Below are 14,414 nucleotides of genomic sequence, written 5' to 3' on the forward strand. Positions count from 1 at the left end.
GGATTTACGTTGATGCCAAGCGATAGGCCGACGGGGTGAGGGCCGCAACCGCAGCTTATGGCCGCTCGATGCTGCGATGCACCCAAAATTGTTGCTATTGGGTAACAACGTTGCCGCAATGCGACGAGCTGCCGCCAAATTGTAACTTTGTTTTGGACAAGGCGCGTCCGCTTTGCAAAATCACGGCCAGCGGCGGTAATGCGACCGCACAATGGATCGTGTCGGGCGAAAATTCGCCGATACCGAAAAGGGACCAACAGAACATGCGAAACCATATGTTTCGGGATTGCCTGCTCGCATCGACGATGATCGCGGGCGCAGTCATCGCATTGCCGGCCTTTGCGCAGACCGCGCCGGCACCAGCTCCTCAGGGCACGACGAGCGACGATGGCGCCGCAGCGACGACGCCCGCAATCTCCAACACGCCCAGTCAGGATCCCGCCGCCGCGGGGACCGCAGAGGGCGGCGACATCGTCGTTACCGGTTCGCGCATCTCGAACCCGAACCTGACGTCGGCCAGCCCCGTCACCGTCGTGAACGCAGCAGATATCAAGCTGCGTGGCGCGACCCGTATCGAGGACGTGCTGAACAGCCTGCCGTCGTCGTTCGCGACGCAGACTTCGTCGGTGTCCAACGGTTCGACCGGGACCGCGACGATCAACCTTCGCAACCTGGGTGAATCGCGCACGCTGGTGCTGGTCAACGGCCGCCGCCTGATGCCGGGCAACCCGTCGTCGAGCCCCACGGCGAGCGCCGCAGCCGACGTCAACATGATTCCGGCTTCTCTGCTCAAGCGCGTCGACGTTCTCACCGGCGGCGCGGGCTCGGTGTACGGTTCGGATGCCATCGGCGGGGTCGTCAACTTCGTCCTCGATACCGATTACGAGGGCTTCAGCGTCGATGCGTCGGGTGGTATCTACAACCACAACAACCGCAGCGATCGCTTCAAGGCGCTAAACACCGCAGCCGGCTACCCGGCTCCGACCGGTCAGTCGTTTGACGGTACGCAGTTCGATATCAACTTCAAGGTCGGCGCAGCCACCAGCGACGGTCGCGGCCATGTCGTAGGCTATGGCGGCTATCGCAAGATCGGTGCGATCCTGCAGGGCTCGCGCGATTACAGCTCGTGCGGCCTGAATGCGCCGTCGGGCAATGTCGGCAACGATTATGTCTGCGGCGGTTCCACCACGGCATTCCCGGCCAACTTCTCGCTGAGCGATGCGGTCGTCAACGGCGCGGCTAGCGGCCTGCCACAGCAGTACACGCTCAACGGTGCGGGTGCCCTGGTCCCAGGCCGGACGCTCTACAACGCCAACCCGCTGAACTATTACCAGCGTCCGGACACGCGCTACACCGCCGGCTTCCTCGCGAACTATGAGGTCAGCACGGCGTTCAAGCCGTACGCCGAATTCATGTTCATGGACGATCGTTCGGTCGCGCAGATCGCGCCATCGGGCGATTTCGGCAACACCACGGTCCTGAACAGCAACAATCCGTTCCTGTCGGCGGCTCAGCGGGCGACGTTCTTCCGCGACACGAACCTCGTTCGCGACGCAAACGGGAACGTCATAAACCTCACCAACCCGGATGGCTCGCTATATCAGCAGGGAAGGTGACGATCGCTCGTCGTAACGTCGAGGGCGGCGGTCGTCAGGCCGATCTTCGCCATACGCAGTATCGCTTCGTCGCCGGCGCGCGCGGCGACATCGGCAAGGGTGTTTCGTACGAGGCTTACGGTCAGTTCGGCAGCACTGTCTTCAATCAGGTGTATCGCAACGAGTTCTCGATCGCGCGCACCACGCGCGCGCTCGATGCCATCGCCGATACGCGTCCCGGCTCGGCGACGCTCGGCCAGGAGGTCTGCCGCTCGGTCGTCGACGGCACCGACCCGAACTGCGTTCCCCTCAACATCTTCGGGTCTGCGGGTATCACGCCCGAGGCGCTGAACTACGTCCAGACCCCTGGCTTCCAGTCGGGCGAGAACAAGGAAACGGTCCTCAACGCGTCGTTCACATTCAAGGGCGCCGAATACGGCGTTCAGTCACCGTTCGCGAGCGAAGGCATCGCGCTGAACGTCGGTGGTGAGTACCGCAAGGAATCGCTGAACCTCGAGGTCGACAACGGCTTCCTGAGCGGCGATCTCGCCGGCCAGGGCGGTGCGACCTTGCCGATCCGCGGCAGCTACAACGTGAAGGAGGCGTTCGGCGAGCTCCAGGTCCCACTGGTCAGCGATCGCCCGTTCTTCAACGAGCTGACGGTCAATGGCGGCTACCGCTATTCGAGCTACAGCACGGCCGGTTCGGCGCACTCGTACAAGGGTGAGTTGGTCTGGGCGCCGATCTCGGACATCCGCTTCCGTGGCGGTTACAACCGTGCGGTTCGCGCACCGAACACGCAGGAATTGTTCGCACAGCAGTCGGTTCAGATCGACGGCGCGACCGATCCCTGCGCCGGCTTGGCCGTCAATGGTCTCGTCAACGGCAATACGCCTGCACAGTGCGCCCTCGCGGGCGTACCAGCCAGCCGCTTCGGTCTCGTGCAAGACAACCCCTCGGAGCAGTATAACGGTCTGGTCGGCGGCAACCCGAACCTGAAGCCCGAAAAGGCCGATACGATCACCGCTGGTGTGATTCTGCGCCCCTCGTTCCTGCCTGGCTTCAACCTCTCGGTCGATGGGTTCCGGATCAAGCTGAAGGATCGCATCGGCGTCATCGGTGCCGACACCATCATCGCGCAGTGCCTCCAGACCGGCCAGCAGCAGTTCTGTGGCGCTATCAACCGCGATGCCAACGGCACTCTCTGGCAGGGCACGAACGGCTTCATCGTCGACACGAACGTCAACGCCGGTTCGCTGACGACCCAGGGCATCGAGACGTCGGCTGGCTATACCTACCGTTCGGACAGCATCGGCACGATCGGGCTTTCGTTCAACGGCACGTATGTCGACAAGTTCACGTCCGACAAGGCTGGTGCGAAGTTCGATTGCGCAGGGCTGTATGGCGCGCAGTGCCTGTATCCGATGTCCAAGTGGCGTCACCAGGCTCGCCTCTCGCTGACCACGCCGAACGGCATCGGTCTGTCGGGTAACTGGCGGTACCTGTCCGCGACCAAGTTCGAGCGCACCAGCAGCGACAGCGATCTGTCGGGTGCATTCTACGCTCGCGATGCACGCGTGAAGGCGCAGAACTATTTCGATCTGGCCGCGACGGTGCGGGTCGCCGACAAGTTCACCTACCGCATGGGCGTGAACAACATCCTCGACAAGACGCCGCCGATCCTGAGCGCGACGGCATCGCCGATCGGTTCGTTCGGCAATGGCAACACCTATCCGGGCATCTACGAGGCCATCGGCCGCTACCTGTTCGTTGGTCTGACCATCGACATGTAATCGATCCTTCGGGACCGATATTTGGGGCGGCGGGTCATCGACCTGCCGCCCTTTTTTTGTCCTTTCAACGACGCCCCGAAGCAACTGTCCTTGCCATTGCGGAGAGTTCCAGCGTTCTCGCGCGGCTCTCGACAAATCGCTCGTGTGAGCGACGACAACCAACATCCGAGCGCGTAAATTTAACCCGAAACGCTGAATGACTAATTCTAGGCGAACGTGACTCCGCCCCATGGCTCCCGACCAAGCCCATCTGCGCTTCAAGTCCTTCCGCGGTCGTAGCGCACTCGCGCTGAGGTTGGCCTGGCGGGGACCGTGACAGACGATCGAGTTCCTCAAACGAAAGGAATTGCTTCATGGCAACGCGGCCCGACGAACACTCCGTTTAGCCGCTGCGTCAGCCTATGCTCGACAACATGCCGATGCGTTCAATGTGGTCGCGTACCCAGCACGACTATGCCCGCCAAGTTCGTGGCTTGCCTGGCCCGCTCGCCGGACAACGCGAACACCACGGAAGGTACGGCGCTTCCAGCTTTACCCGCGCGAGCATTGTGTGCGGAGTAAGTCATCCGTTCACAGCTTCGCAAAGGTAGGCGCCTTGGCAATGGGCATTTAGATCAGCTTGGACAAACATCCAATGATATCAATGCCAACTGGCGGAGACGGAGGGATTCGAACCCTCGGTACCAGTAAACCCGGTACGGCGGTTTAGCAAACCGCTGGTTTCAGCCACTCACCCACGTCTCCGGCTGCAGCAGATGCGGGGCTATAGCGAGGGTCGGTGCAGGGGCAACGCCTGTAATGGGTCCGGTTCGCGAATTCCGATATTCCCCGGGTCGGCTTCGGTCCCGACCACATTTCCGCACCCGCGCCCTGGCAGCCCCGACCCCCGTTAGCCCACCTCCCCACCTCCCGCATTCCCGCCGTTCACCCCGTATTCGCCCAAATTCGACACGGGCGCCCGGTTCGTTCATTGCGCGGCAAGGCCGACGTTGGTTAACTTAGGCAGCGACGGGTGTCCCGGTGGTCAATCCGCCGTCACGGGCCGCCGTCACGGGACGCCTTGGTATTTTGGGGATCGATCGACATGCGTAGCGTCTGGCTTGGCCTGGGTGCCCTAGCGGCAGCCGTTTGCGGGGGCACCGCGTCGGCGCAGGTCCGCACGATCGATCCCAACCAGGCGATCGACGGCGATCTTTCCGCCCAGGCCTATCAGGCGCCGTCGCGCCCGCAGGCGACCACGCAGCCGTCGCGCCCCGCGCCGGATCCAACCTATCCCGAGACGCCGCCTCAGGACGTGCCGCCCCCGCCGCCCGCTCAGACGACCACCGCCCCGACCCCGGAAACGCGCGCCGAGGCCACCATGCAGGCCGCCGACACCTATCAGCGCGACGACCTGCTCGCGGCGGGCGAAGGCGTGTTCGGCAAGGGCGCAGCCGGCCTGGGCGGCATCCTCGAGAACATCCTCAAGGACCAGGGCCAGCCCAACGCGTACATCGCCGGGCGCGAAGCCTCAGGCGCGTTCATCCTCGGCGTCCGCTATGGCTCGGGGATCATGAGCCACAAGGTCGAGGGCCAGCAACCGGTCTATTGGACCGGCCCCTCGGTCGGCTTCGACATAGGCGGCGACGCGAACAAGGTCTTCGTGCTGGTCTACAATCTCTACGACACCGAGGAACTCTACAAACGCTTCCCCGCCGTCGAAGGCCGCCTGTACCTGGTCGGCGGTTTCGCCGCGACGTATCTCCGCCGCGGCAACGTCGTCCTGATCCCGATCCGCCTGGGCGTCGGCTGGCGCGCGGGCGTGAACGTCGGGTACATGAACATCACGCACAAGAGCAGGTGGCTGCCGTTTTAGGCGCAGTCGGGCAGCCGGCCACGCCCGGCTGACTCCGACAAGCCCGGCCGGCGGGGCAAAGCCCCGTCCGACGACGTGGGCTTTGCCCACGGCGCGCCAGCCAACCGCAACTCCAGCTTGTGACACCGCGCCAAAGCCAGCCCCAAAAGTTGACGCCCCCACCAGGCGCGCTACCCCTGGCAGATGGCAAAACCCGACCGCCTCGCCCGTCTCGACGCCCAGCGCGAAGACCTGGAAACAGAATACCGCGAAACCCTCCTGGCAGCGCTCGAAAAGACCGCGTCCGGATCGCTAGGCCTGTTCGACCGCACCCTGACCGCCGCGTCCGCGCCGCGATCGCCCCGACCATCGACGCGCTTACCGAGATGGGCAACGACATCGACGCAATGCGCGACCGCCTGATGATGGACCCCTTCGCGCTCCACCGCGCGTTCTTCGCCGCCCGCGGCCCGGTTAAGGCCAGCGCCGTCGGCGAGCAGAAGGAAGCGCGCCTATGGCTCGATAGGCTGAACGCGCAGGATTCACCGCGGGAAGAGTGAGGGCGAAGCGCCGTTACCCCTCGAACCGCCACCCCACATTGGTCCCCGCGAGAAACGGCACGACCGCCGTCTCCCCGTACCGATCGACGCCGGGACCTCGGCATCGCCGCGCGCCAGCGTCACGGTGCCCTCGTTCAACGGCAGCCCATAGAACCGCGCACCATGCTCGGACGCGAACCCCTCGAACTTGTCGAGCGCGCCCTCCTCGTCGAACACCCGCGCGTACGCCTCCAGCGCGAACGGCGCGTTGAAGATCCCAGCGCACCCGCACCCGGATTCTTTCGCCCCGACGACGTGCGGCGCGCTGTCCGTCCCCAGGAAGAACCGCGGCGACCCCGACACCGCCGCCTGCCGCACCGCGAGCCGGTGCGTCTCGCGCTTCAGCACCGGCAGGCAATAGGCATGCGGCCTGAGCCCCCATCGAACAGCGCGTTGCGGTTGATCAGCAGGTGCTGCGGCGTGATCGTCGCGGCGATCGGATGATCCGCCTCGGCCACGAACGCCGCCGCCTCCGCAGTCGTGATATGCTCCAGCACGATCTTCAGCCCCGGATAATCGCGGACGAGCGGCGTCAGCACGCGCTCGACGAACACCGCCTCGCGGTCGAAGATATCGATCGACTTGTCCGTCACCTCGCCGTGGATGAGCAGCGGCATGCCGATCCGCTGCAACGTCTCGAGTACCCCGGTCAGCGCGCGGATATCGGTCACGCCGTGCGCCGAATTGGTGGTCGCATGCGCGGGGTACAGCTTGCACGCGGTGAACACGCCCTGCGCATAGCCGCGCTCGAGCTCGGCCGGGTCGGTGCCGTCGGTGAGATAACACGTCATCAGCGGTGTGAAGTTCGCGCCCCTCCTTCGCCACCATCCAGCGCGGCCATGATCCGCCCTCGATATGCCTTTGCAGCCTCGATCGAGGTCACCGGCGGCGTCAGGTTCGGCATGATGATCGCACGCGCGAACTGCCGTGCGGTATGCCCCGCCACCGCCTCCAGCATCGCGCCATCGCGCAGGTGTACATGCCAGTCGTCGGGGCGGCGGATCGTGAGGCGCTCGGTCATGCCGCCTTCCTATCGGCGCGGTGGCTGAGATGCCAGCCGCACGCCTGTTGGAAATTGCCCCGCGCTTGGAAATCGCACCACGCGCACTAGGTGGTAGCGATGGAACAGCCCGCTCCCGCAACGACGCCCCCGCCATGCTCCCAACCATGCTGATCGACCGCAGCGTGATCCGCGTCTCGGGCGAGGACGTGCGCGGCTTCCTGCAAGGGCTGGTCACCGCCGACACGGCATTGCTCACCCGCGACACCCCGGCCTGGGCCGCGTTGCTGTCGCCGCAGGGGAAAGTGCTGTTCGACTTCATCCTCTGGGCGGATGGGGACGACGTGCTGATCGACGTCGAGGCCGCGCAGGCCGAAGCGCTGACGAAGCGCCTGTCGCTTTACCGCCTGCGCCGCGCGATCACGCTCCGGCCCGACGCGGCCAAGGTCCACTGGTCGCTGACCGGAAACCAAGGCGTGCCGGACCCCGCCTCGCGGACCTCGGCCACCGCTGGCTCGGCCCCGCCGGCGACCCCGCGACCGGCTGGCACGCGCATCGCCTGTCGCTCGGCGTCACCGAAGGCGTCGGCGAGCTCGGCAGTGGCGAGACGCTCTGGCTCGAATGCAACGCGCGCGAGCTGAACGGCGTCAGCTTCACCAAGGGGTGCTACGTCGGCCAGGAGAACACCGCCCGGATGCACCACCGCTCGAAGGTCAACCGCCGCCTCGTCGTCGCCCCGTTCACCGAACCGAGCGCCCGGACCCGCGTCACCTATCCCGAACTCGGCCTGATGGTCGAACACCGCCGCGTCGAGGCGCTTGGCGACGCGCTCACCCCGCCATGGCTGGCCGCAGCACTGACAGAAACGCCCTAACGAGCCCCTCACGATCCTCCCCGCCAGGGGAGGTGGCACCGAAGGTGACGGAGGGGAGGACACGAAACGTAGGTCATCGTCGACCTCCCCTCCGTCTCGCTACGCGATCCACCTCCCCTGGCGGGGGAGGATCGAACGTTCCGACACTCAAGAATGCGCGCGTGCCCAAGCCCCCGCATCCGCCACCTGCGCCGCATCCGGCTGCACCCCGGTATACAGCACGAACTGCTGCACCGCCTGCAACGTCGCGACGTCCGCCCCGGTGATGCACCGCTTCCCCGCCGCGGCTGCCGCGCGCAGGAACGGCGTCTCGATCGGATACTGCACCACGTCGAACGCAACCTCGCAGCCTGCGATCATCGCCGCCGGAAACGCGAGCGCCTCGGCATCCGCCCCGGTCATCCCCAGCGGCGTGACGTTCACCAGCAAGGGCACCTCCCCTCGGCCACCGCCGCCCAGCGATAGCCATAGAGATCGGCGAGCGCCCGCCCCGCGCGTTCGTTCCGCGCGACGATCGTGCCGTCGCGAAACCCGCTGTCGCTCAGCGCTGCCGCGACCGCCTTCGCCATTCCGCCCGAGCCCTGCACGACGAACGGCATCGCCCGGTCGAGGCCCGCGACCAGATCGACCACCGCGCCATAATCGGTGTTGTGCCCGGTCAGCACGCCATCGTCGTTGACGATCGTATTGACGCTGTCGATCGCGCTCGCGGTCGGCGCCAGCCCGTCGAGCAACGGGATCACCGCCTCCTTGAACGGCATCGAGATCGCACACCCGCGAATCCCCAGTGCCCGTATCCCGCCGATCGCCGCGTCCAGGTCGGTGGTCGAAAACGACTTGTAGACGAAATCCAGCCCGGTCAGTTCGTACAGCCGGTTATGGAACCGCGTCCCGAAATTTCCCGGCCGCGCCGACAGCGACATGCACAGCTGCGTATCCCGGCCAATCAGCGGTTTCATCTGCATCTCCTCGGTAAGCCGCCATCCTATGCTGACGGGCTGCCGTGGTGAAGGGTCGATAGAGGTTTTCACGCGAAGGCGCGAAGGCGCAAAGATGTCGGATCCGGCCCGCGCTTCGCCTTCCCACCTATGCGGCAGCACTGAAAAATCCCACGAGCAGGTGATCGACGTTGTCGCCCGAGAACCTCTTCGCGCCTTTGCGCCTTCGCGTGAACACATCGGCGTTCCGCCAAACGCCGCCGTCGCGAAAGGTCCGAACGTTGATTTTGTTCGCGCGGAGGCGCGGAGCCGCGGAGAGTAAGAAGGTTTGGACAGCGCTTCCCGCCATGGCCCCGCTTTGGCGAAGCCGATCATCGAAAGCCGCATTCGCGGGTGCGCTCACCCGGAACGAGCCATCTCCACTCTTACTCTCCGCGTCTCCGCGTCTCCGCGTGAACAAAATCGACGCCAGCCCAAGCCGCCGTCTCCGCGACCGGTCCACGCCCCAAACGCAAAGCACAAAGAAAAGGAGGCCGGCTTGCGCCGACCTCCCCGATCTTCATTCCGTAACCGACCCGAGAGTCGGTTGGCGAAAGTCTTACTGGCCCGAACCCGGACCGTAGGTGACTTCCACGCGACGGTTCTGCACTTCGCGAACGCCATCGGCGGTCTCGACGCGCGGACGGCTCTCGCCGAATGCTTCCGTCGAGATGACGCTGTCCGGGATGGCATGCGAAGACAGGTATGCCTTCACGCCATCTGCGCGACGCTGCGACAGACCGACGTTGTACGAAGCCGAACCCGACTTGTCCGCGTGACCTGCGAGCATGACCTGTGCGTTGCCGCACGACTGGTACTGCGTGATCGCGTTGTCGAGGATCGACGCTGCCTCTGGCGTGATGTCCGACTTGTCCCATTCGAAGAACACGATGAACGGACCAGGCGAGCAGACCACTTCGACCGGCGCCGGCGGCGGCGGAGGAGGCGGGGAGGCGGCGGCGGCGGCGGCGGCGGCGGCGGCGGAGCAGCAGGCTCGCCGAAGTTGTACGTCACACCACCAAGGATGCTGTGCGAACGATAGCGACCGTCGAACACGCGGTTCGAGTTGTCGACCAGCTTGACGTTCTCGGCGTTGAAGAAACGATACTTCAGCGTCGCGTCGATGTGGTCGGTCAGCGGTGCGCGGATACCGGCCAGGCCCTGATACGCGAACACGGTGTCCGAGTCGTTCAGGAAGTCACCGTTGTTGTTGAGTGCGTACTGCGCCTTGACGCGAGCAACACCAACACCACCGCCGACGAAGCCCTGGATGCCGTCATCCGGACCGAAGTCCAGAAGGCCGTTCAGCATGAAGCTGAGAGCCGACGACGAGCCACCGGCGTAGTCGTAGTTACCAGCAGCTGCGTTACCGCGTGCACCGGTCGGGCCAAACACTGGCGTGGTCGTGGTCGACGAGTAGCCGTCCACGGTTGCCTTGCGGTAGCCGACTTCGGTTTCGAGGCGGAAACCGCCAAAGTCGTAGCCCATTACGGCGTCGACATCGTAACCATAGTCATGATCGACCGAACCGGCATTGTTCAATGCGCCGATATCATAGTCGATGTCTTCAACGATCATCGCACCGCCTTCGACGCCTACGTACCACGACTTGTCGCGGGCGAGGGCGGGAGTGGCGAGTGCGGTGGAGGCGAGTGCCAGAACGACGGCAAGCTTCCGCATACTAAATCCCTTTCATGAGTGTCACACGGACATCGCAAACTCCCTATCCTCGGCCTTGTTTCCACGCAAGCTAACAAAAGTTGATACTGTTGCTGGAACGACACAGTTTTCGGGGTTTCAGATCGAAATCAATCCGTGCCCCCGCAACGCGGCCAAAATGGCGCCAATAGCGGCCCGCGCCTCCACGTCGACGACGGGTCCGCCGGACGGTTCGACGATGGCCTCGCGCCGAGCGCCGACGACGTCGACTCCGCCGATCGACACACGCGATCCGGCCAGCACGCCCAGCGTCCACGCCCCGCTGGCAAACCGCGCGATCTGCCCGTCGGCCACGCTCCACACCGCCATCCCGTCGCGCGGAGCCACGAACCGCCACCCGCCGCTCGTCCATCCCGCGATCGCCCGCGCCTGCCCGGTCCAGCCGCCGGTCGGCGCGCCGCCGACGATCCACGCATTCCCCGCCACCGGATTCGCCGGCGGCGCATCGGTTCCCACCGCCAGCACGCTCGCCTGCACCGCCAGGTCGAGCAGCGCGAGCGCCTCGTTATGCGTCGTTTCCTTCTGCGCCTGTCCCGGCTGCAACAACGGCAATGCCAGTCGCGGTGTGATGTCGTCGCTCATCATTCGTTCCCCCGTTCGATTATCAGGCCGGTACGATCAGTTCCGCCGCCAGCGATTCGCCGAACACGCCCCGCTGCCGCACCGCGACGCCGACCGGCCCGCTCCGCTCCGCCGCACTGAGGACGATCCACGGCACCGCCACATCGATGTCGCGCACATCGGTTCCCGTCGTCCCCGTCGTCAGCCTCACGCGGTACGTTTCGCTTTCCTCGGCCAGCGGCGCGTCGACCCCGTCGATCCAGCGCCATCCCGCCCGGCTTCGCCGCGTCCACCGTACCACCGCGCCGCCATCAGCCTCGCCACGCCAGCCGAGATGCACCGGAGACGGCGGCACCACCGACGCCCCGCGCATCACGCACCGCGTCTCCACCGGGGTCGCGTCGCCCACGCCCGACGCCATCACCCGAACCTCGCGCCCCAGCACCGACACGGGCAGGTCGAACGCCCGCGCCGCCTCCGCCTCGATCGGCACGAACCGATCCCCGACGACCTGCATCCCAGCAGCCGCCTCGCTCCCCGCCGCCCGCGCAGCAACCCGCTCAACCGCCAGCGCGCGCCACCTAGGGTTCCGCCCGCGCGAACTGGACGAGTTCGTCGCCGATCAGCGCCAGATTGACCCCGCGATCAAGCGCCGCCGCATCGGCATCACCCAGTTCCATATCCGCATGCGCCAGGACGATCTCGAACACCCCCGACGGTCGACCAACGTCGCCGGCGCCCCGACGCAACGACCGCGATCGTTCCCAGCACCGCAGGCGCCGCCGTTGACCCCGCCGCTACCCAACTTACCCCATCGTCCACACTGTAGAGCAGAGCCGCCTGCCGCCACGCCGCACCCGAGCCGGCCGCAACCACGGTCATCCGCGGCGCGCGCAACGGCGTCTCCTCCAACCCCGGAACCTCGAACGCGCGCAGGATCGTCGTGCCGACGACCGCATCCACCGCCCCCGAAACCCGCCCGCTCGTCGCGGTCGCCGGCAGCGACGCCGCCACCAGCGGCACCAGCCCCAGGGTCGTCACCATCCCTCGATGCTGACGTCAGCCACCCGCCACACGCCGGTCTCCCCTGCGACCGTCACGCAAGCCCCGGGCGCGATCGCCATCGCCCCGAACCCCGCCGCTACGGTCCTACGCACCCGCCCAGCCTCGGCCCGCGCCAGCATCGCCTCCGCCACGGTCTTCGCCGCGCCCGCGTCCAGCACCGCCGGCACCTCGACCCGCTCATCGCGCACCCCCGCCCCCGGCCGCCGAGCCCGCTGCACCCCCGCCTGATAATCCCGCGCCGCGTCATAATAGCCGACCGTCACCGTCCGCGGCACGGTCTCGATCGCCGCTACCGCCCGAGCGCGCCGCACGCCCTTGCCCGAAACCGCAAACCCCTCATCGGCCACCGCGACGGTCGCCCCCGCCGCATCCCGCATCACCAGCCCCGCCCCGGAAGGCGCAAACCAGGCCCCGCCAGCCTGCCCCAGCATCTCCAGCACCGCCCGAACGCTCCCGCCCGACGCCGCAAACCCGCCCACCGCTAGTGAAGCGGCCCCGGAAACTTCCCCGCCAGCGCCTTCGCGATCGTCGACACCCGCACCACGCCGTCGTCCGCAATCACCTCGAACGTCAGCGACGGGATCCGATTCCCGAAATCCGCCAGCTGCAACATCTCGAACACGGCGTAGGCGCACCCGCGATACGCCGGCGACGCCCCTTCCGCGGACGCGATCAACGGATCCACCGCCTGATCCTCGCCCCCAGATGCAACCGGAACCCGGTGCTAGTCTTGAAGTCCCCGGCCGCCCCCCGCAGCAGTTTCCCTCCGCCCAGATCCGCCCCACGCCGAGCACGGCGCGCGCCGACAACAGCACCGCAAACGACGCCGCATAGGAATAGGTCGAGACGCTGGGCTGCCCCTTGCCCGACCGCGACGTCGAGCGACTCTCGATCAGGTCGGTCGCCCAGATCACCGTCCCCGCCACGCGCATCGTCCCGAACAGCTTCGGAATCTGCGATCCATAGGACGACGTCTGCACCGCCAGCTCGACCAGCCGCGGCCCCTCCCGCCGCGTGCCGAACAGCGCATGATCTACCGACTGCCCGATCAGCGCGCCGATCGCGCCGCCAATCGGCCCGCCCACCGCAGTCCCCACCGCGGTCAATACCAAGGTCGCCATGTCACACCCCCACCCGCCAAACACCGATCAAGGGCCAAGGCGGCATCCCCGGCCGCTCCACCACGCGCAGCAGCCCCGCGTCCGCATGCACGAACCCGCGCTCCGTCCTGATCCCCAGATGAAACTGCCCCGGCCCCACCGCCATCAGCAGCACGTCGCCCGGCTCGGCCTCGGCGACCCGCACCAGCACCCGATCGAGCAAACCCCAATCGCCACCCCGCAGCGAATACCCGCTCGGAACCTCGCCAAGATAACCCCCGGCCCGCAACGCCAGCGCGACCAGCCCGACACAATCGAGCCCGTCCGCCCCCCGCCCATGCAACCGAAACCGCGTCCCAACCGCGGCCAGGGCAGCCTCCGCAATCCGGCTCAAGCCCCGGGATACCGGGTAAGCAGATCGATCCCCGGCAGAAACGGCTCCCCCGAAAGTTCACCGCATTCCCGAACCGCCCCGCACAGGTGGCGAGACTCTTGTCGCACCCCTCGACGACCTCGACCAGCACCCCGCCTCGACCACGAACGCCGGTACCGCCCGCAACGTAACCGCCACCCCGAACCCCCGCGCGACCGCACTCTCCAACCCACAATTCGCGCCCCCGAACCAGCGCAACAGCCCGCCCCCAAGCCCCTCAGCGCTCGCATCCAGCGTCACCACCGCCCCCTCGCACGCCACGACCCGAGCAAACCGCCGCCGCCCCGCCATCGCCACCCGACACCGCCGATCCCCCAGTTCCGCGCGACATTCCGGCGACGTCTCCTCCACCACCGGCCGATCCAGCGCCGCACTCGCCCCCGCAGTTCCGCGGTGAACCCGTCATCACCCAGCTCGACCGCCCCAAAGATTCCTCACCCAGCTCGACCCGAGAAGCCGGATCGGTCCAGTCCACCGCAAACAGCACCACCCGAGCCCCATCCCAGCGCCCCGCCAACAAATCCCGCTCCCCAATCGCGGCGGACGTCAAAGCCCCCGCCACATCCATCGTATCCGCCTCCAGCCCGTCCGCCCTTTGAATCGCCGAAGGCGTCATCCCCGGCGCCGCCCGGTGCACCAGCCCGTCCACCACCAGGTCCCGGTCATGCGCGGTCAAGCCCACCGCCACCCCATCCCACCGCTCGACCCGCCAACACAGCGCGATCGTCGCCAGCTCAGCATCCAGAAACATGAGCGTCTCCTCTTCAAGAGAACCCTCTCCCCTCCGGGAGAGGGAGGGGCCCGCGCGCCCTTGCGCGTGGGAGGGTGAGGGAGTGAGGCTCAGGACGACAATCCCAACCACCC

General features: G+C 66.6%; 11 protein-coding genes, 1 tRNA gene and 5 pseudogenes. 5 read left to right on the forward strand and 12 right to left on the reverse strand.

The window, feature by feature from the left end:
- Positions 1-94: 94 nt before the first annotated feature.
- Positions 95-325 (reverse strand): hypothetical protein, encoded by a 231-nt coding sequence (locus AC0IX7_RS13660; RefSeq protein WP_471812361.1) that lies wholly within the window; start codon positions 323-325, stop codon positions 95-97.
- Here AC0IX7_RS13660 and AC0IX7_RS13665 point away from each other — a divergent pair.
- Together AC0IX7_RS13665 and AC0IX7_RS13670 are read left to right on the forward strand one after the other, a co-directional pair.
- A complete protein-coding gene (locus AC0IX7_RS13665) occupies positions 306-1,616 on the forward strand; it encodes a TonB-dependent receptor plug domain-containing protein (protein WP_471812363.1) in 1,311 nt (436 codons plus the stop codon). The genes AC0IX7_RS13660 and AC0IX7_RS13665 overlap by 20 nt on opposite strands.
- The gene (locus AC0IX7_RS13670) at positions 1,613-3,388 is read left to right on the forward strand and encodes a TonB-dependent receptor domain-containing protein (RefSeq protein WP_471812365.1); all 1,776 of its coding nucleotides are present in this window, start codon (positions 1,613-1,615) and stop codon (positions 3,386-3,388) included. The genes AC0IX7_RS13665 and AC0IX7_RS13670 overlap by 4 nt, the downstream gene beginning before the upstream one ends.
- A gap of 651 nt (positions 3,389-4,039) precedes the next feature.
- Here AC0IX7_RS13670 and AC0IX7_RS13675 read toward each other — a convergent pair.
- Positions 4,040-4,132: transfer RNA gene (locus tag AC0IX7_RS13675), tRNA-Ser, on the reverse strand.
- Between the two features lie 340 nt (positions 4,133-4,472).
- On the opposite strand from AC0IX7_RS13675, the gene AC0IX7_RS13680 reads away from it, so the two are divergent.
- Both AC0IX7_RS13680 and AC0IX7_RS13685 read left to right on the forward strand, forming a co-directional pair.
- The gene (locus AC0IX7_RS13680; protein ID WP_254687592.1) at positions 4,473-5,243 is read left to right on the forward strand and encodes a DUF1134 domain-containing protein; all 771 of its coding nucleotides are present in this window, start codon (positions 4,473-4,475) and stop codon (positions 5,241-5,243) included.
- Positions 5,244-5,608: 365 nt separating this feature from the next.
- Positions 5,609-5,782 (forward strand): hypothetical protein, encoded by a 174-nt coding sequence (locus tag AC0IX7_RS13685; RefSeq protein ID WP_471812367.1) that lies wholly within the window; start codon positions 5,609-5,611, stop codon positions 5,780-5,782.
- Between the two features lie 13 nt (positions 5,783-5,795).
- Here AC0IX7_RS13685 and pyrC read toward each other — a convergent pair.
- Positions 5,796-6,842 (reverse strand): annotated as a pseudogene (pyrC, locus tag AC0IX7_RS13690) (dihydroorotase).
- 134 nt (positions 6,843-6,976) lie between these two features.
- On the opposite strand from pyrC, the pseudogene ygfZ reads away from it, so the two are divergent.
- Positions 6,977-7,695 (forward strand): annotated as a pseudogene (gene ygfZ, locus AC0IX7_RS13695) (CAF17-like 4Fe-4S cluster assembly/insertion protein YgfZ).
- Positions 7,696-7,842: 147 nt separating this feature from the next.
- Here the strand turns inward: ygfZ and AC0IX7_RS13700 are convergent.
- The 9 genes and pseudogenes from AC0IX7_RS13700 to AC0IX7_RS13740 all read right to left on the reverse strand — a co-directional run bounded on the left by AC0IX7_RS13700 (position 7,843) and on the right by AC0IX7_RS13740 (position 14,301).
- Positions 7,843-8,660, reverse strand: a pseudogene (locus AC0IX7_RS13700) (shikimate 5-dehydrogenase).
- A 571-nt stretch (positions 8,661-9,231) separates the two neighbouring features.
- A pseudogene (locus tag AC0IX7_RS13705) lies at positions 9,232-10,352 on the reverse strand (OmpA family protein).
- 117 nt (positions 10,353-10,469) lie between these two features.
- A complete protein-coding gene (locus tag AC0IX7_RS13710; RefSeq protein ID WP_471812369.1) occupies positions 10,470-10,973 on the reverse strand; it encodes a DUF2793 domain-containing protein in 504 nt (167 codons plus the stop codon).
- 22 nt (positions 10,974-10,995) lie between these two features.
- Positions 10,996-11,469, reverse strand: a complete 474-nt coding sequence (locus AC0IX7_RS13715; protein WP_471812371.1) for a hypothetical protein — start codon at positions 11,467-11,469, stop codon at positions 10,996-10,998.
- 64 nt (positions 11,470-11,533) lie between these two features.
- Positions 11,534-11,632, reverse strand: coding sequence for a GTA baseplate fiber-binding domain-containing protein (locus AC0IX7_RS13720; RefSeq protein ID WP_471812373.1), 99 nt, complete (start codon positions 11,630-11,632; stop codon positions 11,534-11,536).
- On the reverse strand, positions 11,619-11,996 hold the full coding sequence (locus AC0IX7_RS13725) for a hypothetical protein (RefSeq protein WP_471812375.1): 378 nt from the start codon (positions 11,994-11,996) through the stop codon (positions 11,619-11,621). Before AC0IX7_RS13725 ends, AC0IX7_RS13720 begins: the two co-directional genes overlap by 14 nt.
- Positions 11,990-13,138, reverse strand: a complete 1,149-nt coding sequence (locus tag AC0IX7_RS13730; protein ID WP_471812377.1) for a phage tail protein — start codon at positions 13,136-13,138, stop codon at positions 11,990-11,992. The genes AC0IX7_RS13725 and AC0IX7_RS13730 overlap by 7 nt, the downstream gene beginning before the upstream one ends.
- A 1-nt stretch (position 13,139) precedes the next feature.
- A complete protein-coding gene (locus tag AC0IX7_RS13735) occupies positions 13,140-13,511 on the reverse strand; it encodes an NlpC/P60 family protein (RefSeq protein WP_471812379.1) in 372 nt (123 codons plus the stop codon).
- A pseudogene (locus AC0IX7_RS13740) lies at positions 13,508-14,301 on the reverse strand (DUF2163 domain-containing protein). Before AC0IX7_RS13740 ends, AC0IX7_RS13735 begins: the two are co-directional and overlap by 4 nt.
- Between the last annotated feature and the right edge of the window lie 113 nt (positions 14,302-14,414).

The sequence above is a fragment of the Sphingomonas sp. AC411 genome, assembly GCF_979253035.1.

Excerpts from the sequence above, each read along its gene's own strand:
- AC0IX7_RS13725 (WP_471812375.1), bottom strand. The coding sequence starts at position 11,996 with ATGGTGACGACCCTGGGGCTGGTGCCGCTGGTGGCGGCGTCGCTGCCG.
- AC0IX7_RS13685 (WP_471812367.1), top strand. The coding sequence starts at position 5,609 with ATGGGCAACGACATCGACGCAATGCGCGACCGCCTGATGATGGACCCC.
- AC0IX7_RS13665 (WP_471812363.1), top strand. The coding sequence starts at position 306 with ATGATCGCGGGCGCAGTCATCGCATTGCCGGCCTTTGCGCAGACCGCG.
- AC0IX7_RS13720 (WP_471812373.1), bottom strand. The coding sequence starts at position 11,632 with ATGGAACTGGGTGATGCCGATGCGGCGGCGCTTGATCGCGGGGTCAAT.
- AC0IX7_RS13710 (WP_471812369.1), bottom strand. The coding sequence starts at position 10,973 with ATGAGCGACGACATCACACCGCGACTGGCATTGCCGTTGTTGCAGCCG.
- AC0IX7_RS13715 (WP_471812371.1), bottom strand. The coding sequence starts at position 11,469 with ATGCAGGTCGTCGGGGATCGGTTCGTGCCGATCGAGGCGGAGGCGGCG.
- AC0IX7_RS13730 (WP_471812377.1), bottom strand. The coding sequence starts at position 13,138 with ATGGCGACCTTGGTATTGACCGCGGTGGGGACTGCGGTGGGCGGGCCG.
- AC0IX7_RS13680 (WP_254687592.1), top strand. The coding sequence starts at position 4,473 with ATGCGTAGCGTCTGGCTTGGCCTGGGTGCCCTAGCGGCAGCCGTTTGC.
- AC0IX7_RS13660 (WP_471812361.1), bottom strand. The coding sequence starts at position 325 with ATGACTGCGCCCGCGATCATCGTCGATGCGAGCAGGCAATCCCGAAAC.